Source organism: Haloplanus rubicundus (genome assembly GCF_003342675.1).
Taxonomy (GTDB): domain Archaea; phylum Halobacteriota; class Halobacteria; order Halobacteriales; family Haloferacaceae; genus Haloplanus; species Haloplanus rubicundus.
The window spans coordinates 2,355,145-2,372,995 of sequence record NZ_CP031148.1; the positions used below are offsets into that span (position 1 = coordinate 2,355,145).

Consider the following 17,851-nt stretch of genomic DNA (forward strand, 5'->3'; position numbering starts at 1 on the left):
ATGGCGACGAGAGAGAACGTCATCGAGGACTTCGGCCACGTCAGCCGGACCGTCGGCACCGTCTTCCGCTATCTCCTGCTCGCGGCGACGCTGTTCGGCATCGTCGCGCTGGCGGTGCTCTTGGTCTACGTCGCCAACGACGCGATCCAGCCGCTGACCGCCGACCCCGGCTGGCATCTCACCTTCTTCCTGACGCTCGTCGTCCCGACGCTCGTCGTCGGTGGGTATCTCCTTCGAGCCGACGCCGCCTCGTTCCGGTTCGGCGCGAGCGTCGTCGGCCTGCTCGCGGTCAGCACGATGTTCGCCGGCGGCGCGGCGATGATCTTCGTCGACATCGTGTCGCCGGTGGTGTGGTTCAGCTACGTCCTCGCGCTCGCCATCGCGCTCGCGGGCGTCGTGGTGATCGAGCGGTTCGACCGTCGGCTCCCCTTCCTCGCGCGCTTCGCGGGCGCGGGCGGGGTCATCGTCGGGTCGCTGCTGCTCGTCCCCGGTCTCGTACAGGCCCTCCCCGTCTACCCCACCGACGGCATCATGCTCACCCTCTCGCTGGGCGCGCCGGTGGCGCTCGTCGTCGGCCGCTACGCCGCCGCGGAGGCGGGACGCCGGGGTACCCTCCTCGCGATTCTGGCGGGCGTCGTCGCCGTCGGCACCGGTGAAGTGCTCGGCCCGCTGCTGGCCGTCGGCGCGGTGCCAGCGACGGTGTTGCTGTCCGTCGCCGTGGTGCCGACGGGTGGCTACGCCGTCGGCGCCGTGCGCCGGAATCCGGGGCTTCGGTCGGGGCTCGCCTTCGCGGCCACGATCCTCGGCGGGGCGCTCGTCGGCGCCGCCGCCGTCGAGGCGTTCGGCTTCGCCGGGCCGCAGTCGTGGCTCGACTGGGGCTTTCTCACCAGCGCCCACAGCGGGACGGCAGCCGACGCTGGCCTCTACCCCGCCATCGGCGGCTCCATCCTCCTGATGGTCACCGTCGCCGCGCTCTCCTTTCCCCTCGGCGTCGGCGCCGCGGTGTATCTGGAGGAGTACGCGCCGGATAACCGCTTCACCCGCTTCATCGACGTGAACATCTCCAATCTCGCTGGCGTCCCCTCCGTCGTGTACGGGCTGCTCGGCCTCGGCGTGTTCGTCACCTATCTCGGCCAGCCGACCGGGACGGTGTTGATCGGGGGGGCGACGCTCGCGCTCCTCATTCTCCCCATCGTCATCATCTCCGCCCGCGAGGCGCTCCGGAGCGTCCCGAACGAGATGCGACAGGCCTCCTACGGGATGGGCGCGACGCGGTGGCAGACGATCAAAAACGTCGTCCTCCCCCGGGCCTTCCCGGGGATTCTGACCGGGACGATCCTGGCGCTCGGCCGCGCCATCGGCGAGACGGCGCCGCTCATCATGATCGGCGCGCCGAACGTCCTCTTCTCCCTGCCGACGGCCCTCTCCTCGAAAGTGAGCGCGATGCCCCTGCAGGTGTACGCCTGGGCGAGCCTCTTCGCCAGCGAACCCTTCTACCAGGCGGCCGTCCCCGCGGGCGTCGTCGTGTTGCTCATCGTCCTGCTCAGCATGAACTCCGTCGCCATCGTGCTGCGCAACAAGTACCAGAACAACCAGTGATCACCAATGACAGATAATCCGGAGCAGGAGTACGCGACCGAGGAATCGACCGACGATCCGACGACCGACGACATGCTCGTCGAAACCGACGTGAGCGGGAGCGTGGAGTCGTCGGGGCCGACGATGCAGGCGAACACCGTCGTCCGCGCCGAGAACGTCGACGTCTGGTACAACGACGAGCAGGCGCTTCGGGACATCAGCCTCGAAATCCCGGAGAATCAGGTGACGGCCATGATCGGGCCGTCGGGCTGTGGGAAGTCCACCTTCCTCCGGTGTATCAACCGGATGAACGACCTCATCGACGCCGCCCGCGTCGAGGGTGACCTCTACCTGCGCGGGAAGAACGTCTACGACGACGACGTAGACCCCGTCGCGCTCCGCCGCCGGGTCGGCATGGTGTTCCAGTCGCCGAACCCCTTCCCCAAGAGCATCTACGACAACGTCGCGTACGGCCTGAAGATCCAGAACAAGGAGGGCGACTACGACGAAATCGTCGAGGAGTCGCTGAAACGGGCGGCGCTGTGGGACGAGGTGAACGACCGCCTCGACGAATCCGGGTTGGAACTCTCCGGCGGGCAGCAACAGCGGCTCTGTATCGCCCGCGCCATCGCCCCCGACCCCGAGGTCATCCTGATGGACGAACCGGCGTCCGCGCTCGACCCCGTCGCCACCTCACAGATCGAGGACCTCATCTCCGAACTCGCCGAGGAGTACACCGTCGTCATCGTCACCCACAACATGCAACAGGCGGCGCGCATCTCCAACAAGACGGCCGTCTTCCTCACCGGCGGCGAACTCGTCGAGTTCGACGACACCGAGAAAATCTTCGAGAACCCCGAGAGTCAGCGCGTCGAGGACTACATCACCGGCAAGTTCGGCTAGCGGCTATAGAGTTCCTCGCAAGGAACTATAGATCTCTCTATAGTCAACAGTAGACATGGGGCAACGCTTTAGGGTAACCGTATCCTGACGACGGTATGGCGCGAACGGACTATCAGTCGTCGCTGGAGGAGCTCCGCGACGACGTTCTCTACATGAGCGAGCTGGTCGCGGAGCGGCTCCGGACGGGACTCGACGCCCTCGAACGGAAGGACGAACGACTCGCACAGGAGGTGATCGAGGGTGACGACGAGATCAACCAAATGTATCTCGAACTGGAAGGGGAGTGTGTCGATCTGATCGCGCTCCAACAGCCCGTCGCGAGCGACCTGCGGTTCATCGCGGCGTCGTTCAAGATCATCACGGACCTCGAACGCATCGGCGACCTGGCGGTCAACCTCGGCGGCTACACCCTCGACGCCGAGCGTGACCTCTTTCCCGACGTCGACATGCAGCGCATCGGGATGACGACTCTCGAGATGCTCGAGGACGCGATGAACGCCTACGCCGACGAGGACGTGGACGCGTGTTACGCCGTCGCCGAACGCGACGACGAGGTGGACGCGATGTGTGAGGCCGCGAGCGAAGTCGTCGTCCGTGACCTCATCGAGGGCGACTACCTCGCCGACGAGGAGGACGACGCCGAGACGAAATCGCTGATGCAGGACGTCTCCCGCCTCCTGCTCACCATCCGTGACCTCGAACGTGTGGGCGACCACGCCGTCAACATCGCCGCCCGCACGCTCTACATGGCCGAGAACGACGACGAACTACTCTACTAGACGACTCATCACCGTCGCCTCCGCCTTCCGGAGGTGTTCGGCGGCCGTCCCCGGCGCGACGCCCAGCGTGGCGGCCACCTCTTCGACCGTCCCGCCCCGCGGCGAGTCGTAGTACCCACAGTCGACGGCGGTCGCGACGGCCGCACGCTGGCAGTCGGTGAGTCGAGGCGTCGTCGGCCCCGCCCGTCGCCGGTACGGCCCGACCGAGCGCACCGTCGCCCGGAGCCCGTCGGGCAACCCCTCGACGGCAGCGTCGACGTCCGCGGGCGTCCCGACGAGCGTCAGGTCCGTCGTCCCGTCGGGGTTAAACTCGACCGGCGGTACCACCACGAGCGTCCCGCGGGCAAAGGCCGCGATGTAGTTCCGGTCCGCGTCGGTCGCCCGGTCACGGACACAGCAGTAGAAGACGCCGTCTTCGGCGTCGGTGAGGCTGTATTCCACCGTCGCCTCGCGGGCGTCGAGTTTCGCCCGGAACGGGTCCGGATCGCCCCGAATCCGGAACACCATCGTGTTCGTCTCGTCGAACACCGTGTTCCAGTGGAGCAGCGCCGCGCCGTCGATTTCGTCGTGGCGCATCTCGAAGGCGTGCATCGGGTGGAGCGATCCCGCCTCGTGGTGGATTCGCAGGTCCACGTACTTCATCGGGACGCCGTTGACACGGCTTAAATAAAAGCCTCGGGAGTGAGGCAGTTCGGACTCGGGCGCTCGCGGAGAAGGCAATCCCGTATGACACCGACGCAACTCGCGTTCGGGGCGGGCCTCGTCGCCGCCGCGGGCGTCTACGGCATCGTCTGCGGGACGCTCCTGACCGACCACGAGTGGTGGCCACCGGGCGACCGGACGCCCGCGTACTACTGTCACTGGACGCTCGTCGGCGTCTTCGACGTGGCGCTTTTCGCCACTGCAGTCCTCGATTTCGGCGGGTGGGGGCTGCCGGCCCCGGCGTCGTCCGTCGGCCTCGTCGCCGCACTCCTCGGCACCGCCGTCTTCGTCCGGAGCGCGCGGGCGATGGACTCCGCGGAGACGATGGGCGTGACCGGTGACCTCTACACCGACGGCCCGTACGCCTACAGCCGCAACCCGCAGTACGTGGGCATGATCGTCGGCGTGAGTGGGTTCGCGCTGGCGGTCGATTCGGCGCTCGTGGCGGCCCTCGCCGCCGCGCACGTCGGCTGGGTGCTCCTCCTCCCCCGCGCCGAGGAGCCACACCTGCGCGCCGCGTTCGGCGACGCCTACGACCGCTACGCCGCCCGCGTCCCGCGGTTCGTCGGCATCCGTACGCTCTACGGACGCGGGGACGACGAGGAACTCCCCCACTGACCCTCGCTCCCATGACCGCACAGCAACTGCCGCCGCGACCCGAATCGACGACCGACCGCTCGCTCGCCGACCTGCTCTCCCCGTACGCCACCGACCGCGACGACCACCTGAACGCCCCGGCGTTCGTCGTCCGTCCCGACGAGGTGGCGGCGGCGCTGTCGACGCTCCGCGACGAGGCTGGATTCGATCACTGCGCCTGCGTCACTGCACAGGAATACGCGGACCGCTACGAGACGATCTATCACCTCCGGCGGTACGACGACCCGACCGACGAGGTGAGCGTCGTCGTTCCGGCGCCGAAGGCCGATCCGACGTCGGAGAGCGCCACCTCCGTCTACGAGACGGCAGCCTGGCACGAACGCGAGGCCTACGACCTCGTTGGCATCGAATACGCCGACCACCCGGACCTCCGTCGCATCCTCCTCCCCGAGACGTGGCAGGGGCATCCCCTCTCGCTCGACTACGACCAAAATCGTCCCCAGGTCGTCCGTTACGACGAGAACGCGAATCCCGTCGCCGCCGACGACAGTCACGGCGAGACGATGTTTCTCAACATCGGGCCCCACCATCCGGCGACACACGGCGTTCTCCACCTCGAAACCGTCCTCGACGGCGAACAGGTTGTCGACGTCGACCCGGATATCGGCTACATCCACCGCTGTGAGGAGCAGATGGCACAGTCCGGCACGTACCGCTACCAGATCATGCCCTACCCCGACCGCTGGGACTGGGGCGGTGCCGGCCTGCTGAACGAGTGGGCGTACGCCCGCGTCGCGGAGGATCTCGCGGACGTCGACGTGCCCGAATACGCGCAGGTCGTCCGGACGATGAGCGCGGAACTCTCGCGAATCCTGTCGCACCTGCTCGCGGTCGGGACCTACGCCCTCGACGTGGTTGGCGACTTCACCGCGACGTTCATGTACGCGATCAACGACCGCGAGACGGTCCAGAACATCCTCGAAGACCTCACCGGGCAGCGTCTGATGTTCAACTACTTCCGTCTCGGCGGGGTGGTCTGGGACCTCCCCGACCCCCGTGAGGACTTCTTCGAGGGAGTCCGTGCGCTCCTCGACAACCTCCCCGAACGGCTGGAGGAGTATCACGACCTCCTCACGTCGAACGAAATCCTGCAGGTTCGCACCGTCGATACGGGCGTCCTGTCGCCGGAGGTGGCCAAACAGTACGGCTGTACCGGTCCCGTGGCCCGCGGGTCGGGGATCGACTACGACCTCCGCCGGGACGACCCCTACGGGTACTACGACGAACTCGACTGGGATGTCGTCACGGCGGACGGCTGTGACAACTACGCACGGTTGCTCGTCCGCCTGCAGGAGATGGAGGAGTCGGCGAAGATCATCGAGCAGTGCGTCGACCTGCTGGAAGACTGGCCCGAGGACGACCGGACGATACAGAGCAACGTCCCGCGGACGATCCGACCCGACGACGACACGGAAGTGTATCGCGCCGTCGAGGCCGCGAAGGGCGAACTCGGCATCTACGTTCGGGCGGACGGCACGGAGAAGCCGGCCCGCTTCAAGATCCGTGGGCCGTCGTTCTCCAACCTCCAGGCACTCCCCGAGATGGCCGAAGGCGAGTACGTCCCCGACCTGATCGCGTCGCTCGGAAGCCTCGATACGATCATGGGTGAGGTCGATCGCTGACGACGGCGTTGAAAGAGTTAACCCCTATCGGGGCGACGGGTTGCGCATGAACGCGGCGGCAACCATCCGCGACTACTACGAGGCGCTCCGGCGGGGCGAGCCGCTCTACCCCTACTTCGCGGAGCGCCCGGACGTGGTGAAGTTCGGCGTCGGCGAACGACTCGTCGGCTACGACGCCATCGCCGAGGGCCTGCGCGAGCAGACCCGGACGACCGAGGACTGGACGGTCGAGAGCGACGACCTGCGGGTCACCGAGCGCGACGGCTACGCCTACTTCTCCGACTCGGTGTTCATGTCGTGGACGGACCGCGAGGTCGACCACGAGTACGCCCTCACCACGCGGTGGAGCGGGACGATGGAACGCCGTGCGGTGGGGGACGAAGACGACGAGGCCGAGTGGCTGTTCGTCGGCATGCACGTCAGCACGCCATACGTCGACTGATGGTCGGGCCCAGCCTCTCCGAGGAGGACCGAGCGGTCGCCTCGCGGCGCCTCAAACTCGGCTTCGTCGCGCTCGTCGGCTGTTCGGGCGGACTGGTCGCCCTCGCGGCCGGCGCCACGCCACTGCAGGCGCTCGTGGCGGTCGTCGTCGGCCTCCTCGCCGGCGGGGCGCTGATGGCGTATCTCGGCTACGTCGGGCGGCAGTGGCGCGCGAAGCGCCGGCGCTGATTCGCGCCATCGGGCGACCGTCCACCCGCCGGCCGCACTCGACCGAACCCTTATCGGTACCGAGGGGCAGCGTCCGGCAATGTCCCCTACGACACTCACGCCGCGTCGACGCGACGCGCTCCGTGCGCTCGTCGCGGTCCTCCTGCTCGTCGGGCCGGTCTGGATTCCCGCCCTCCATCTCGACGACCCGACCTACCAGTACGAGCGGACACGGGTCGTCGTCGACGGGGGCGGCGTGGCCCTCGTGAACGGGTCCGAGGCTCCGCCTCGAACGACGCCGAGTGACAGGATCGTCTGCGCGGGCACCGCCTCCCGCGCGTGTGCCTTCGAGCGACACCTGACCCGGAACCACACCGTTCTCACGGGGATCTACGCCAGCACCCCCGGCGAGCGGACGGACACGTTCGCCGTCGGTCCCGACCGATACGACTACGTCCAGATCGACGGCACGATCTACGAACCCGTCACGCTGGCGAACCGCTCCCGGACGTACGTCGTCGCGAACGGCACCGTCTATCGACGAGGAACGGCACCGGACGGGGTCGCCACCAGCGGCACCCTGTACCGGAGCGAGCTGTCGCTCAGACGGGCGTCGGCGACCGAGGCGCTGGCCGACGTGTCCCGGGATCCCGACGCGGTTCCGGCACCCATCGGCCGAGCCGCCGAGACTGGTGTCGGGACCAGCCACACCAGACTGGACGTCCCCCAGACACCGATCCGAACCGATGACGGGACGTACTCCCGGGTCTATCTCGCCGAGTGGCGCGGACCGGTCGTCGAGAGCGGCTGGATCGAGACGCTGCTCGTGGTCGGGTCCTCGATAGCGGGGCTGGTTACGCTGTACCGGCTTCGTCGTCGCGTCGAGATCACGTACGTCGGTCCGCGGGAGGAGCACGACTCCGAGCCCTGAGCTTCGGGCGTGTCATACTGTTTATTGTAACTGTTTACCGGTGGTTCGCCGAGACGGTCCGGCGAATCACCGGTACCGACTTACAGTAATCCGTATCAGACCCGCGCCAGCCACCGCTCGGGGTGGTCGAGTTCCGCGTCAGTCGGGAGGTTCTCCGGGCGCTCCCACACGGCGCTCGCCCCCTCTAACCCCCGCTCGTCGGCGACGGTGCGGAAGAAGGCCGCTCCGCGTTCGTACTGCCGGCGCTTCAGGCCGAGGCCGAGCAGTCGCCGAGCGAGTCGGGCGACGGGACCGCCACCCTGCCGTCGCGCGTCGAGTTTCGCCCGCAGGTCGGCGTAGTCGTCGTCGAACGCCCGGTCCATCAGGAGTTCGGCGTACCCCTCTACCGCCGTCATCGCCGTGTCGAGTTCGGCGAACGCCTCGCGGTCCAACTCGCCCGTCGCGAGGGCGTCGACGCCGCGTTCGAGGCGGGTTTCGAGATGATCGGAGAGCCACGGGGCCGCGCCGAACTCGGCGGCGTGGGACACCTCGTGGAACGCGATCCACCGGCGGAAGCGGGCCTCCTCCACGTCGAGTGTCTCGGCCACGGCCGAGATGTTCGGGTGGACGAAATAGAGCGCGTGGTCCCGGTCCCCGGGTGCCGCCTCCGCCAGCAGGAGCGGGTCGTACTGGCCGAGGACGTTGCGGCCGAGGAAGGCGAGCATGAAGGAGAGGGTACCGGTGTTGACGACGCGGGTGATGCCGGGGAAAATCGCGTTCGGCGCCTCGCGTTCGACGGGCGCCATCACGCGCCGGAAGGTGTCGACGTTGGCGTCGATCCAGTGGTGGCGGTTCTGAATCTCGACCGTGTTCGGGAGGTCGAACGCGACGCCGCCGAGCGAGCGGAGGCGGTCCCGCGCGTCCCGAACGTCGGCCGCGTAGCCCGCCCGCTCGGCGTCGGTCAGGTCGAGGCGTCCGGCGTCCGTGCTGGCCTTGGCCGCCTCGGCGACCGCCTGCCAGTCGACGTGGCCGTCGCCGGAGGCGTTCGTGACGGTGCGGACGCTCCGGAAGAGGTTCATCGCTGCCTCCCGCTGTCGACGTGGCCGTCACCGGACGCGCTCGTGACGGTTCGGACGCTCCGGAAGCAGTGCATACCGAGTGGAGTGCCGGCCGACGGAAAACGTTTCCGCGCGGACGCACCGCTACGCCGTCAGGATCGAGACGAAAAGTTCCGTGCGCCGCGTTAGATGCCCGCCTCGAAGTCGTCGAGGGCGTAGCCGGGTTCGGCGCCGCGGCGGTCGAGCGTCTCGTTGGCCAGCAGCCAGTAGACGACCGACAGGGCACGTCGACCCTTGTTGTTCGTCGGGATGACGAGGTCGACGTTGCTGAGCTGGTTGTTCGAGTCGCACATGGCGATGACGGGGATGCCGACCGTGATGGCCTCCTTGACCGCCTGCGAGTCGCCGATGGGGTCGGTGACGACCACCACGTCCGGCTCGATGTAGCCGTCGTAGTCCGGGTTCGTCAGCGTGCCCGGAATGAAGCGCCCGGTGCGGGCGCGGGCGCCGATGGCCTCCGCGAACTTCTCGGCCGGGAACCGGCCGTACTGGCGCGAGGAGGTCACGAGAACCTGCTCGGGCGCGTAGTTCGCGAGGAAGTCCGCGGCCGTGCGGATGCGCTGGTCGGTCTGGCTCACGTCCAGCACGTACAGGCCGTCGTCACGGACGCGGTGGATGAACCGCTCCATGTCCTCGGTCTTCTGCTGGGTACCGATGTGGACGCCGGCGCCGAGGTAGTCCTCCACGGGAATGAGGAGGTCCGCCTCGTCGTCGGGCATCACGTCGTCGTCGAACGGGGTGGCGTCCTCTTCGGCTGCCTCTTCGTCGGCCTCGGCCGCCTCGTCGGCCGCCTCGGCGGTCGGTTCCTCAGTGTCCGCGGGGGCGGCGTCTTCGGGGGCCGCGGCCTCCTCGGCCGCCGCCTCCTCGTCACCGTCCGGGGTTTCGAGTTCGTTGTCGTTGTCTGTCATACAGCGTCCTCCGCGATGCGGATGAGTTCGTTGAGTTTGGCGGTTCGCTCGCCGCCGACCGTCCCCGTCTTGATGAACGGAGCGTCGGTCGCCACGGCGAGGTGTGCGATGGTCGCGTCCTCCGTCTCGCCCGAACGGTGGGAGACGACGGCCTGCAGACCGTTCCGGGTCGCCAGCTCCACCGCGTCCACGGCGTCGGAGAGCGTCCCGATCTGGTTGGGCTTGACGAGGATGGCGTTGCCCGCCCCCTCGTCGATGCCGCGCTGCAGGCGGTCGACGTTCGTGACGAACAGGTCGTCGCCACAGAGCACCGTCCGGTCGCCGACCCGAGCCGTCAGGTCGGCGAACCCGTCGAAGTCGTTCTCCTCGACGGGGTCCTCGACGTACGCGAGGTCGTACTCGGAAACGAGGTCGGCGACGTAGTCGACCTGTTCCGCGGGCGTCCGCGCGACGTCGCCGTAGCGGTAGACCTCGTCGGCGGCGTCGTACAGCTCCGACGCCGCCACGTCGAGGCCGATGCCGATGTCGAAGCCCACGTCGTCAGCCACGTCGTCGGTCGCCTCGGCGACGAGTTCGAACGCCGTCGCGTCGTCGACGGGGGGCGCCCACGCGCCCTCGTCACCTTTCCCCGCGGCGACCCCGCGCTCGTCCAGCAACGCCCCGATCCGGTCGTGGACCGCGGCGTTGGCGAAGACGGCCTCCGAGACGCTCGGTGCACCCACGGGGGCGGCGAGGAACTCCTGAATGTGGGTGGCCTCCTTGGCGTGTTCGCCGCCGCCGACGACGTTCCCGAGCGGAATCGGGAAGTTGTCGCCGCGGAAGGTGCCGCCCAGGTGTTGATAGAGCGGCGCGCCGAGCACGTCGGCGCCGGCCTTGGCGGCCGCCATCGAGATGGCGACGGCGCTGTTGGCACCGATTGCCGAGAAGTCGTCGGTGCCGTCCGCGGCGTGGAGGGCGGCGTCGACCTCGCGCTGGTTGCCCGCGTGGACTTCGCCGACCAGTCTGGGGACGGCGTGCTGACGGGCCGCCGCGATGGCCTCGCCCGTCGGCAGTTCGATCGCCTCGTACTCGCCGGTGGAGGCACCGCTCGGTGCGGCCGCGCGGCCGAAGCCGCCCGACTCGGTCAACACGTCCGCCTCGACCGTCGCATTACCGCGCGAGTCGAGGACGCGGCGCAGACTCACCGAGCGAATCAGCGTCATTTGCCCTCCCGCCTCACGGTGAAGGGGAGCACGCCGGCGTCGTACTCCTCGGCCGCGACGAGGATCGGTTCGCTCTGGTCCGTCTCGACGAGCACCGGGGCGCCGTAGGACACCTGCAGGGCTCGCGCCCCGAGGATACGCGCCTTCTCGTAGCGGTTGTAGCGTCCCTGACTCATTGGTAGGGGGAGACCACGTCCACGAGGTCCTTGTGCGAGACGAACATCCGCCGACAGCAGTGCCGGGTCACGCCCAGGTCGTCGAGCACCTCCGCGGGGTCCTCCCCCGCGTCGAGACGAGCCTGGTACTCCTCCCAGTGCTCGCCGATGACCTTGCCGCACGTGAAACACCGGACTGGGATCATCATGGGTGGGTCACCTCAGCGGTAGGACTTCTGGTAGCGGGCCCGCGCGCCGGGACCGCCCCACTTCTTGGGTTCGGACTGCCGGACGTCGTTGACCAGCAGCGACCGGTCGAACTCCATGAACGCGTCGCGGAGTTCGGCGTCGTTGTGATACTGCACCAGCCCGCGGGCGATGGCCGTCCGGACGGCGTCTGCCTGTCCGGCGAAGCCGCCACCCGAGACGGTCACGTCGATGTCGACGGTGTCGCGCAGGTCGTCGCCGGCGATGCGGAACGGCTCCAGCATCTTCAGCTTCGAGAGCTCCGGTTCGACCAGTTCGACTGGCTGGGAGTTGATGCGCACGCGACCCTCACCCTCGCGCACCGTGGCGCGGGCGACGGCCGTCTTCTTCTTGCCGCTCGTGTTGGTTACCATGTGACGTTCGCACCCAGTTCTTCGGAGACGTCTCCGAGGGAGACGAATTTGATGTTCGAGAGGCGATCCAGCGACGTCCCGTCGAGCACCTCGCCGTCCTCGTCGAAGGGGTTGCCGACGTAGACGCGGACGTTCTCGAACGCCTCGCGGCCACGCGGACTCTTGTAGGGCACCATCCCGCGGACGGCCCGCTTGAAGATGCGGTCCGGGCGCTTGGGGTAGTACGGCCCGCTGTCGGAGCCGAGTTCCGCGCGCTTGCGGTAGGTGTCCATCGTCGATTCCTCGTTGCCGGTGATGACCGCGTCCTCGGCGTTGATGATGGCGACACGGTCGCCGGCGAGGGCGCGCTGGGCCACCTCGCTGGCGACCCGACCCATGATGCAGTCACGGGCGTCGACCACCACGTCGGCGTCGAATTCGGCGAGACTCATCGAATCACCCGGACGTTTGCCCCTTCGGGGTTGTTCTCGGCGACCTGTGCCAGCTGCTGGGCGTCGCCGACCTGTTCGATCTTCGTCCGCGCCGTCGACGAGAAGTCGACGGCCGCGACGGTAACTTCCTTTTCGAGCACACCGCTGCCCAGCACCTTGCCGGGCACGACGACGGTCTCGTCCTCACGGGCGTATCGTTCGATCTGCCCGAGGTTGACCTCCGCGTGGGTGCGCCGTGGCTTCTCCAGGCGGTCCGCGACGTCCTGCCAGACACCGGCGCCGGACTCGCGCGAAACCGCCTTCAACTCGGCGATGAGACTATTGAGTCTCGGATTCGTCTTACTCATTGTCTTCCTCCAGAAGGGAGTGCAGGGAGCAGGATTTGAACCTGCGGACCCCTATGGGACAGCGCCCTGAACGCTGCGCCGTTGGCCTGACTTGGCTATCCCTGCACGCATTGCGCAGTATCCGTCGCCCCTTCAAACCACTTTCGGTCCCCGCGTCGTCGCGGGCCGAGCCGACGCCGTCGCTTGCGACCGCGGCGAGCGTCGGCGTGGGTGGGGTTCGGGGCATCGTGGGGTCTTAAACTGCGGCTTTCGTTTCCAGTTCCGCCGCGCGGTCGCCGATGGATTCGACGGCGCGCGTGACCAGTTCCTCGACGCTGAACGACCCGTCCGTCTCCACGTGGAAGACGAACGCGTCGGGGACGTCGTGTACCTCGATTTCCTTGCCGGGGTATCGGTTCGTGAGGTCGTGATCGAACTCGCTCGTCGGAACGAGTTCGCCGTCCTCCGTCTCGATGACCCCGCGCAGGATGTTCGGCTCCTGTTCGTCGAACTCTCCGGCGTCGTCGACGACCTCGACGCGCTGGAGGTGTCGGTAGCCGACGGCCACGCCGCCCTGATGTTTGGCGTGGTCGCGGCCACGGTCCAGCACGGCGTCGGCCTCGAGTTCGATCCGCTGTTGCTCTTTGAGTTCGATGATCGGAATGTTGTCGTCGGCCGGCTGGACCATCTCGTCGGACGTCTCGATGTCGCCCGAGTAGGCCGTCGCCGGGCCCTCCACGTCCAGCGCCAGCGTCACTTCGTCGCCCACCTCGAAGTCGTCGAGGGGGGTCGAAAGCGGCACCAGCCCCAGGCGGAGGCCGATCATCTCGTCGAACATGACCGACGAGTTCTCGACGAACCGGACGGTGTCGATGGAGAACGTCGGCACGTCGGCGATCATCGCCCGGCGGATGCCGTTGGCGAAGGCCGGCGTCGCTCCACGGACCAGGAACCGTGCGTTCCGGTCGTCGCGTTCGATGAACTCGACGTCGAAGTCGGCTACCATGATGTTAGAGGCGGCTGTTCTTCGGCGCGCGCGTGCCGTCGTGCGGGATCGGCGTCACGTCCTCGATACGACCGATCTCCAGGCCGGCGCGGGCGAGCGCTCGGATCGTCGCCTGCGCGCCCGGGCCGGGGGACTTGTTGTCGTTCCCGCCGGGACCGCGCACGCGAACGTGGACGCCCTCGATACCGGCCGCGAGGACCTCCTCGGCGACGACTTCGGCCATCTGCATGGCCGCGTACGGCGACGCCTCGTCGCGGTTCTGTTTCACGACCGTCCCGCCGCTCGATTTGGCGATGGTCTCCGCCCCCGTCTGATCCGTGATCGTGATGAGGGTGTTGTTGAACGACGCGTGGACGTGGGCGATGCCCCACTTGCTCTCTTGTTCGTCGGCGCTCATTCTTGGGCCTCCGCGCGTTCGGGGTGGAGGTCGTCCGCGAGCGGACTCGTCTCGTCGAAGGCGACCGAGGCCTGCTCGTCGGCCTCCACTTTCTTCGACGGCGTCTGGACGCGCGCGCCGTCGACCGTGACGTGTCCGTGCGAGACGAACTGGCGAGCCTGCTGGGGCGTGTGTGCCAGCCCCTTCCGGTAGACGACCGTCTGCAGCCGTCGTTCGAGCAGGTCCGTCACTTCCAGCGACAGCACGTCGCTGATGTCGTCCTCGCCGCCGAGGATGCCGAGTCGCTGGAGCCGAGCGACGAACTCGCCGCCCGCCTCCGCGGCCGCCTCGACGTCACCCTGTGCGTCGCCGAGCAGTCGTCGCGCCTCGCGGCGCATCTCGCGGAGTTCGGACTGGGCACGCCAGAGCTCTTCTTTGTTCTTCAGGCCGTAGCGCCCGAGGAGATCGGCCTCCTCGGCGATGCGCTCGCCCTGATACGGGTGGTTCGGCGTCTCGTAGAACTTGGTGTTCTTGCCGGTTGTCATCTATCCTTCCTCCTCCTCGGCGGCTTCCTCGGCCATGTCTTCCTTGATGGCCTCGACGTTGACGCCGATGGTGCCCTCGGTACGGCCGGTGGACTTGGTCCGCTGGCCGCGCACCTTCTGTCCGCGCTTGTGTCGGACGCCACGGTAGGAGTCGATCATCTTCATCCGGTTGATGTCCTGCGTGCGCGTCTGACTGAGGTTCGAGCCGACGATGTGGTCGCTCTCGCCGGTGTAGAAGTCGTTTCGCCGGTTGACCATCCACTCGGGGACTTCGTCGGCGAAGTGCTCCACCACCTCGATCACGCGGTCGATTTCGTCGTCGTCGAGGCGCCCGAACGTGGCGGTTCGATCCACGTCGGCCGCGTCGGCGACGATGCGCGCCGTGCGCTTGCCGATGCCGTTCATGTCGGTGAGGCTCCGCTCGACGGCCTTCGTCCCGTCGAGGTCGGTCTGGCCGATTCTGACGAAGTACCGAAGGTCCTCGTCGTCCTCGGGGGAGCCGTCCTGTGGTTCTTCTGCACTCATTGGTATGGGTGTGAGCGTTGCGGCGGGGATTCGAACCCCGGAGGCTTGACGCCACAGAGTTAGCAACCCTGCGCCTTGGGCCAGGCTTGGCTACCGCAACCCTCGCGTTCTGTATCGTCGCCCTCGCAAATCCATTCGGATTTGCTGGCAGATGATTCGGCGTCCGAATCATCGCGCTTCCGGACTCGGGGCCGGGCGCCCCTGCAGCATGCATTCGAGAGAACCCGGGGGCGATACTTAAACATCACGAAAGGCCCCCGGCCGGAGTCGGCAACGATATCTTCCTCCGGGCGGGCGGGAACGGTGTGAGCCGCCGACAACATCTCCCGCAACTCGTCGGACTCGGCGTGGCCGCCGTCGTCCTCGTCGGTGGCACCCTCGGCCCGCCGGTCGGCGGCGTCGACGGCACGGTCCGGACCGTCCTCGCCGTGTTCGCGGCGACGCTGGTGCTCTGGATCACGAAACCGGTCCCCTACGCCGTCTCGAGCGTGCTCTGTGTCGCACTCCTCCACGCCCTCGGGACGGTCCCGACGTTCGCCGACGCCGCGAGCGGCTTCGCCTCGACGCTCGTGTTCTTTTTCGTCGTGCTGTTGCTCGTCGGCCGGAGCGTCGCGAACGTCGACCTCGACGACTGGGTGGCCGCCCGACTGGTCGCCGCCCGAGACACCCCGCGGCGCTCGGTCCGCCGGCTCTCGGTGATGGTGTTGCTGCTCGCGTTCGTCCTCCCGTCCGGGCTGGCTCGCGGCGTGACGTTCATGCCCATCATCGACCGCATCAACGCCTCGTTCGGCGCCCCGGCGGACAGCCAGTTCCGCCGACTGGCCTACTACGTGATCGGCCACCTGAACCCGGTGGCGTCGCTCGCGCTCATGACCGGCGGGAGCATGGCCGTCGCGACGGCGGAACTCGTCAACGCCTCGGTCCGGCCGCTGACGTGGGTCGAGTGGGCGCTGTACATGGCGCCGCCCACGGTGCTCCTGTTCGCCTGCTGTACCGTTCTCGGCGCGCTCTACTACAACGTGTCCGGCGAGGTCCCGACGGGCGCGTCGACGGGGACCGACGCCGATTCCGAGGCCGACGACCCTACGCTCCGAGCGCTCGGTCGTGACCAGCGACTCGTGCTCGGGGGCCTCGGTGGCGCCATCGTCATGTGGGTCGTCGGGTCGTTCGTCGGGATTCCGACGCTCGTCCCGGCGGTGCTGATCGTCGTCCTGTTTTCGCTGCCGGGTGTCGGAGTCCTCGACGCGTCGGACGTCCGCGCGATCAACTGGGGCATCGTCTTCCTCGTCGGAGCCATGCTGTCGCTGCTGGACGTGATGCGGACGGTCGGCGCGTTCGACCTGGTGGTGGAGGCGTTCGGCGTCGTCGTTCCCCCCGGAGCGCCCGACGCCGTCGTCGTGGCGGCCGTCTTCGCCGTCGCCGTGCTGGTGCGCGGGACGTTCTCGTCGGTGTCGGCCTCGTTCGTCGTGCTCTTTCCCGTCGTGCTCGAAGGCCTGTCCACGACGGGCGTGACGCCGCTGTACGTCTCCTTCGGGCTGACGACGATCCTGATGGCGGCGACGTTCCTGCCGTTCAACAACCCCGCGGTTCTGGTCGCCTACGACCGCGGTCCGCTCGACGCGACCGACGTGTTCCGGTTGGGGCTGCTCACGCTGGCCGTCGCCGTGGTGGTGGTCGTCCTCAGCTGGACCGTCTACTGGCCGTTCGTCGACAGTGTCGTCACGATCTGAGCGGCAGGACGTATTCCGAAGGGCGTTCGGACCGCGGTTACGCCGTCGGCGCGCCGATGTACTCGTCGTTGATCTCCCACTCGCCCTCGTCGTTTTTGACCATGTACTCGCCGTAGTAGGGGACGCGGTTGGCGACGGTCTCTCTGAACGTCTCGCGAATCTCGTCTTTGGTCATCTCGCCCATCGACCGCAGGTCGTCGTTGCGGTTGAGACAGCCCTTCAGATACCCTTCGTGGGTGACCCGGACCCGGTGGCAGTTGGCACAGAACGTGGGGTTCTCCACGGGGTCGACGATTTCGACCATCCCCCGTTTGGACGGGTCCGCGGCCGGGGCGTCCGGGTCGGTCCCGCTCACCCAGTAGCGTTTCCGGTCGTGCATCTCCCGGTGCTCCACCTCGTCGGCGATGTCGGCCAGCCAGTCGTGGACGCGCTGGATATCGATGTTCCACTCCGGCTTCCCCGTCAGTTCGGGCATGTACTCGATCAGCTGGAGCTGGAGCCCGTCGTTCTCGGCGACGTGGTCCACCATGTCCTCGACGTAGCCCGCGGTGTGCTCGAAGACGACCATGTTCAGCTTGACGGGGTCGAGTCCCGCGTCGAGCGCCGCCTCGACGCCCTCCATCACCTTGTCGTAGGCACCCGACTTCGTGATCTCCGCGAACGCCTCGGGGTCGAGGGCGTCCTGCGAGACGTTGACGCGTTCGAGACCGGCGTCGACGAGTCCCTCCGCGCGGCCGGGGAGGTACGTGCCGTTGGTCGTCATCGACACCTCCATCGAGTCGGGCGTCCGGCGGATGATCTCCTCTAGGTCGTCCCGGAGCATCGGCTCGCCGCCGGTGAACTTCACGCTGTCCACGTCGAACTCCGCGGCGACTTCGAGGAACCGAACGATGTCGTCGGCCGACATCTCGTCGTCTTGGGCCTCCATCGGCCCACGCGTGTCACCGAGTCCCTCGTTGTGACAGTAAACACAGTCGAAGTTACAGCGGTCGGTGAGTGAGACGCGAACCCCCGTCACCTCACGACCGAAATCGTCCTCCAGCATTCTATTCGATCCTTCGTCCGGAGACGCTTAAATTGGCGTCATCGAAACCCGTCGACGTAACCATA

General features: G+C 67.7%; 23 protein-coding genes and 2 tRNA genes. 9 read left to right on the top strand and 16 right to left on the bottom strand.

Annotation, left to right across the window (positions count from 1 at the left end; genetic code table 11):
• From pstA to phoU, 3 genes are all read left to right on the top strand, one after another.
• The gene (gene pstA, locus DU484_RS13100; protein ID WP_114606153.1) at positions 1-1,599 is read left to right on the top strand and encodes a phosphate ABC transporter permease PstA; all 1,599 of its coding nucleotides are present in this window, start codon (positions 1-3) and stop codon (positions 1,597-1,599) included.
• Positions 1,600-1,605: 6 nt separating this feature from the next.
• Positions 1,606-2,481 (top strand): phosphate ABC transporter ATP-binding protein PstB, encoded by an 876-nt coding sequence (gene pstB / locus DU484_RS13105; protein ID WP_114586435.1) that lies wholly within the window; start codon positions 1,606-1,608, stop codon positions 2,479-2,481.
• 95 nt (positions 2,482-2,576) lie between these two features.
• Positions 2,577-3,260: a phosphate signaling complex protein PhoU gene (gene phoU, locus DU484_RS13110; RefSeq protein ID WP_114606154.1), complete on the top strand. Its 684-nt coding sequence runs from the start codon at positions 2,577-2,579 to the stop codon at positions 3,258-3,260.
• On the opposite strand, the gene DU484_RS13115 is transcribed toward phoU, so the two are convergent.
• The gene (locus DU484_RS13115) at positions 3,249-3,902 is read right to left on the bottom strand and encodes a helix-turn-helix domain-containing protein (RefSeq protein WP_114606155.1); all 654 of its coding nucleotides are present in this window, start codon (positions 3,900-3,902) and stop codon (positions 3,249-3,251) included. The genes phoU and DU484_RS13115 overlap by 12 nt on opposite strands.
• 84 nt (positions 3,903-3,986) lie before the next feature.
• Between DU484_RS13115 and DU484_RS13120 the strand changes: the two genes are divergently transcribed.
• From DU484_RS13120 to DU484_RS13140, 5 genes are all read left to right on the top strand, one after another.
• On the top strand, positions 3,987-4,580 hold the full coding sequence (locus tag DU484_RS13120) for a methyltransferase family protein (RefSeq protein ID WP_114606156.1): 594 nt from the start codon (positions 3,987-3,989) through the stop codon (positions 4,578-4,580).
• 11 nt (positions 4,581-4,591) lie between these two features.
• Entirely contained in the window at positions 4,592-6,241 is a 1,650-nt protein-coding gene (locus tag DU484_RS13125; protein ID WP_114606157.1) for an NADH-quinone oxidoreductase subunit D, read from the top strand.
• A gap of 46 nt (positions 6,242-6,287) precedes the next feature.
• Positions 6,288-6,683 carry a nuclear transport factor 2 family protein gene (locus DU484_RS13130; protein ID WP_114606158.1) on the top strand — a complete coding sequence of 132 codons (396 nt, stop codon included), beginning with the start codon at positions 6,288-6,290 and terminating at the stop codon, positions 6,681-6,683.
• Positions 6,683-6,910, top strand: a complete 228-nt coding sequence (locus DU484_RS13135; RefSeq protein ID WP_114606159.1) for a hypothetical protein — start codon at positions 6,683-6,685, stop codon at positions 6,908-6,910. Before DU484_RS13130 ends, DU484_RS13135 begins: the two co-directional genes overlap by 1 nt.
• 79 nt (positions 6,911-6,989) lie before the next feature.
• Entirely contained in the window at positions 6,990-7,820 is an 831-nt protein-coding gene (locus DU484_RS13140; RefSeq protein ID WP_114586442.1) for a hypothetical protein, read from the top strand.
• A gap of 95 nt (positions 7,821-7,915) precedes the next feature.
• Here DU484_RS13140 and DU484_RS13145 read toward each other — a convergent pair whose 3' ends face one another.
• The 14 genes from DU484_RS13145 to DU484_RS13210 all read right to left on the bottom strand — a co-directional run bounded on the left by DU484_RS13145 (position 7,916) and on the right by DU484_RS13210 (position 15,111).
• Positions 7,916-8,878: a zinc-dependent metalloprotease gene (locus DU484_RS13145; RefSeq protein WP_114606160.1), complete on the bottom strand. Its 963-nt coding sequence runs from the start codon at positions 8,876-8,878 to the stop codon at positions 7,916-7,918.
• A 164-nt stretch (positions 8,879-9,042) separates the two neighbouring features.
• A complete protein-coding gene (rpsB, locus tag DU484_RS13150; RefSeq protein ID WP_114606161.1) occupies positions 9,043-9,825 on the bottom strand; it encodes a 30S ribosomal protein S2 in 783 nt (260 codons plus the stop codon).
• A complete protein-coding gene (gene eno / locus DU484_RS13155) occupies positions 9,822-11,027 on the bottom strand; it encodes a phosphopyruvate hydratase (protein WP_114606162.1) in 1,206 nt (401 codons plus the stop codon). The genes rpsB and eno overlap by 4 nt, the downstream gene beginning before the upstream one ends.
• Positions 11,024-11,203, bottom strand: a complete 180-nt coding sequence (locus DU484_RS13160) for a DNA-directed RNA polymerase subunit K (protein WP_092630716.1) — start codon at positions 11,201-11,203, stop codon at positions 11,024-11,026. The genes eno and DU484_RS13160 overlap by 4 nt, the downstream gene beginning before the upstream one ends.
• A complete protein-coding gene (locus DU484_RS13165; protein WP_114606163.1) occupies positions 11,200-11,391 on the bottom strand; it encodes a DNA-directed RNA polymerase subunit N in 192 nt (63 codons plus the stop codon). The genes DU484_RS13160 and DU484_RS13165 overlap by 4 nt, the downstream gene beginning before the upstream one ends.
• A gap of 12 nt (positions 11,392-11,403) precedes the next feature.
• On the bottom strand, positions 11,404-11,802 hold the full coding sequence (locus DU484_RS13170; RefSeq protein WP_114586447.1) for a 30S ribosomal protein S9: 399 nt from the start codon (positions 11,800-11,802) through the stop codon (positions 11,404-11,406).
• Complete coding sequence (locus DU484_RS13175) at positions 11,796-12,233, bottom strand: 50S ribosomal protein L13 (protein ID WP_114586448.1); 438 nt, start codon at positions 12,231-12,233, stop codon at positions 11,796-11,798. Before DU484_RS13175 ends, DU484_RS13170 begins: the two co-directional genes overlap by 7 nt.
• Positions 12,230-12,580, bottom strand: a complete 351-nt coding sequence (locus DU484_RS13180; protein ID WP_114586449.1) for a 50S ribosomal protein L18e — start codon at positions 12,578-12,580, stop codon at positions 12,230-12,232. The genes DU484_RS13175 and DU484_RS13180 overlap by 4 nt, the downstream gene beginning before the upstream one ends.
• Positions 12,581-12,600: 20 nt before the next feature.
• Positions 12,601-12,685: transfer RNA gene (locus DU484_RS13185), tRNA-Leu, on the bottom strand.
• Between the two features lie 130 nt (positions 12,686-12,815).
• A complete protein-coding gene (locus DU484_RS13190) occupies positions 12,816-13,565 on the bottom strand; it encodes a DNA-directed RNA polymerase subunit D (RefSeq protein ID WP_114606164.1) in 750 nt (249 codons plus the stop codon).
• 4 nt (positions 13,566-13,569) lie between these two features.
• A complete protein-coding gene (locus DU484_RS13195) occupies positions 13,570-13,962 on the bottom strand; it encodes a 30S ribosomal protein S11 (RefSeq protein ID WP_114586451.1) in 393 nt (130 codons plus the stop codon).
• The gene (locus DU484_RS13200) at positions 13,959-14,486 is read right to left on the bottom strand and encodes a 30S ribosomal protein S4 (RefSeq protein ID WP_114586452.1); all 528 of its coding nucleotides are present in this window, start codon (positions 14,484-14,486) and stop codon (positions 13,959-13,961) included. The genes DU484_RS13195 and DU484_RS13200 overlap by 4 nt, the downstream gene beginning before the upstream one ends.
• A complete protein-coding gene (locus tag DU484_RS13205; protein WP_114586453.1) occupies positions 14,487-15,011 on the bottom strand; it encodes a 30S ribosomal protein S13 in 525 nt (174 codons plus the stop codon).
• 15 nt (positions 15,012-15,026) lie between these two features.
• A tRNA-Ser gene (locus DU484_RS13210) sits at positions 15,027-15,111 on the bottom strand.
• A gap of 205 nt (positions 15,112-15,316) precedes the next feature.
• On the opposite strand from DU484_RS13210, the gene DU484_RS13215 reads away from it, so the two are divergent.
• Complete coding sequence (locus tag DU484_RS13215) at positions 15,317-16,741, top strand: SLC13 family permease (protein WP_222844849.1); 1,425 nt, start codon at positions 15,317-15,319, stop codon at positions 16,739-16,741.
• A 37-nt stretch (positions 16,742-16,778) separates the two neighbouring features.
• On the opposite strand, the gene moaA is transcribed toward DU484_RS13215, so the two are convergent.
• Positions 16,779-17,786: a GTP 3',8-cyclase MoaA gene (gene moaA / locus DU484_RS13220; protein ID WP_114606166.1), complete on the bottom strand. Its 1,008-nt coding sequence runs from the start codon at positions 17,784-17,786 to the stop codon at positions 16,779-16,781.
• Positions 17,787-17,851 lie beyond the last annotated feature (65 nt).

Excerpts from the sequence above, each read along its gene's own strand:
- pstA (WP_114606153.1), top strand. The coding sequence starts at position 1 with ATGGCGACGAGAGAGAACGTCATCGAGGACTTCGGCCACGTCAGCCGG.
- pstB (WP_114586435.1), top strand. The coding sequence starts at position 1,606 with ATGACAGATAATCCGGAGCAGGAGTACGCGACCGAGGAATCGACCGAC.
- phoU (WP_114606154.1), top strand. The coding sequence starts at position 2,577 with ATGGCGCGAACGGACTATCAGTCGTCGCTGGAGGAGCTCCGCGACGAC.
- DU484_RS13115 (WP_114606155.1), bottom strand. The coding sequence starts at position 3,902 with ATGAAGTACGTGGACCTGCGAATCCACCACGAGGCGGGATCGCTCCAC.
- DU484_RS13120 (WP_114606156.1), top strand. The coding sequence starts at position 3,987 with ATGACACCGACGCAACTCGCGTTCGGGGCGGGCCTCGTCGCCGCCGCG.
- DU484_RS13125 (WP_114606157.1), top strand. The coding sequence starts at position 4,592 with ATGACCGCACAGCAACTGCCGCCGCGACCCGAATCGACGACCGACCGC.
- DU484_RS13130 (WP_114606158.1), top strand. The coding sequence starts at position 6,288 with ATGAACGCGGCGGCAACCATCCGCGACTACTACGAGGCGCTCCGGCGG.
- DU484_RS13135 (WP_114606159.1), top strand. The coding sequence starts at position 6,683 with ATGGTCGGGCCCAGCCTCTCCGAGGAGGACCGAGCGGTCGCCTCGCGG.
- DU484_RS13140 (WP_114586442.1), top strand. The coding sequence starts at position 6,990 with ATGTCCCCTACGACACTCACGCCGCGTCGACGCGACGCGCTCCGTGCG.
- DU484_RS13145 (WP_114606160.1), bottom strand. The coding sequence starts at position 8,878 with ATGAACCTCTTCCGGAGCGTCCGCACCGTCACGAACGCCTCCGGCGAC.
- rpsB (WP_114606161.1), bottom strand. The coding sequence starts at position 9,825 with ATGACAGACAACGACAACGAACTCGAAACCCCGGACGGTGACGAGGAG.
- eno (WP_114606162.1), bottom strand. The coding sequence starts at position 11,027 with ATGACGCTGATTCGCTCGGTGAGTCTGCGCCGCGTCCTCGACTCGCGC.
- DU484_RS13160 (WP_092630716.1), bottom strand. The coding sequence starts at position 11,203 with ATGAGTCAGGGACGCTACAACCGCTACGAGAAGGCGCGTATCCTCGGG.
- DU484_RS13165 (WP_114606163.1), bottom strand. The coding sequence starts at position 11,391 with ATGATGATCCCAGTCCGGTGTTTCACGTGCGGCAAGGTCATCGGCGAG.
- DU484_RS13170 (WP_114586447.1), bottom strand. The coding sequence starts at position 11,802 with ATGGTAACCAACACGAGCGGCAAGAAGAAGACGGCCGTCGCCCGCGCC.
- DU484_RS13175 (WP_114586448.1), bottom strand. The coding sequence starts at position 12,233 with ATGAGTCTCGCCGAATTCGACGCCGACGTGGTGGTCGACGCCCGTGAC.
- DU484_RS13180 (WP_114586449.1), bottom strand. The coding sequence starts at position 12,580 with ATGAGTAAGACGAATCCGAGACTCAATAGTCTCATCGCCGAGTTGAAG.
- DU484_RS13190 (WP_114606164.1), bottom strand. The coding sequence starts at position 13,565 with ATGGTAGCCGACTTCGACGTCGAGTTCATCGAACGCGACGACCGGAAC.
- DU484_RS13195 (WP_114586451.1), bottom strand. The coding sequence starts at position 13,962 with ATGAGCGCCGACGAACAAGAGAGCAAGTGGGGCATCGCCCACGTCCAC.
- DU484_RS13200 (WP_114586452.1), bottom strand. The coding sequence starts at position 14,486 with ATGACAACCGGCAAGAACACCAAGTTCTACGAGACGCCGAACCACCCG.
- DU484_RS13205 (WP_114586453.1), bottom strand. The coding sequence starts at position 15,011 with ATGAGTGCAGAAGAACCACAGGACGGCTCCCCCGAGGACGACGAGGAC.
- moaA (WP_114606166.1), bottom strand. The coding sequence starts at position 17,786 with ATGCTGGAGGACGATTTCGGTCGTGAGGTGACGGGGGTTCGCGTCTCA.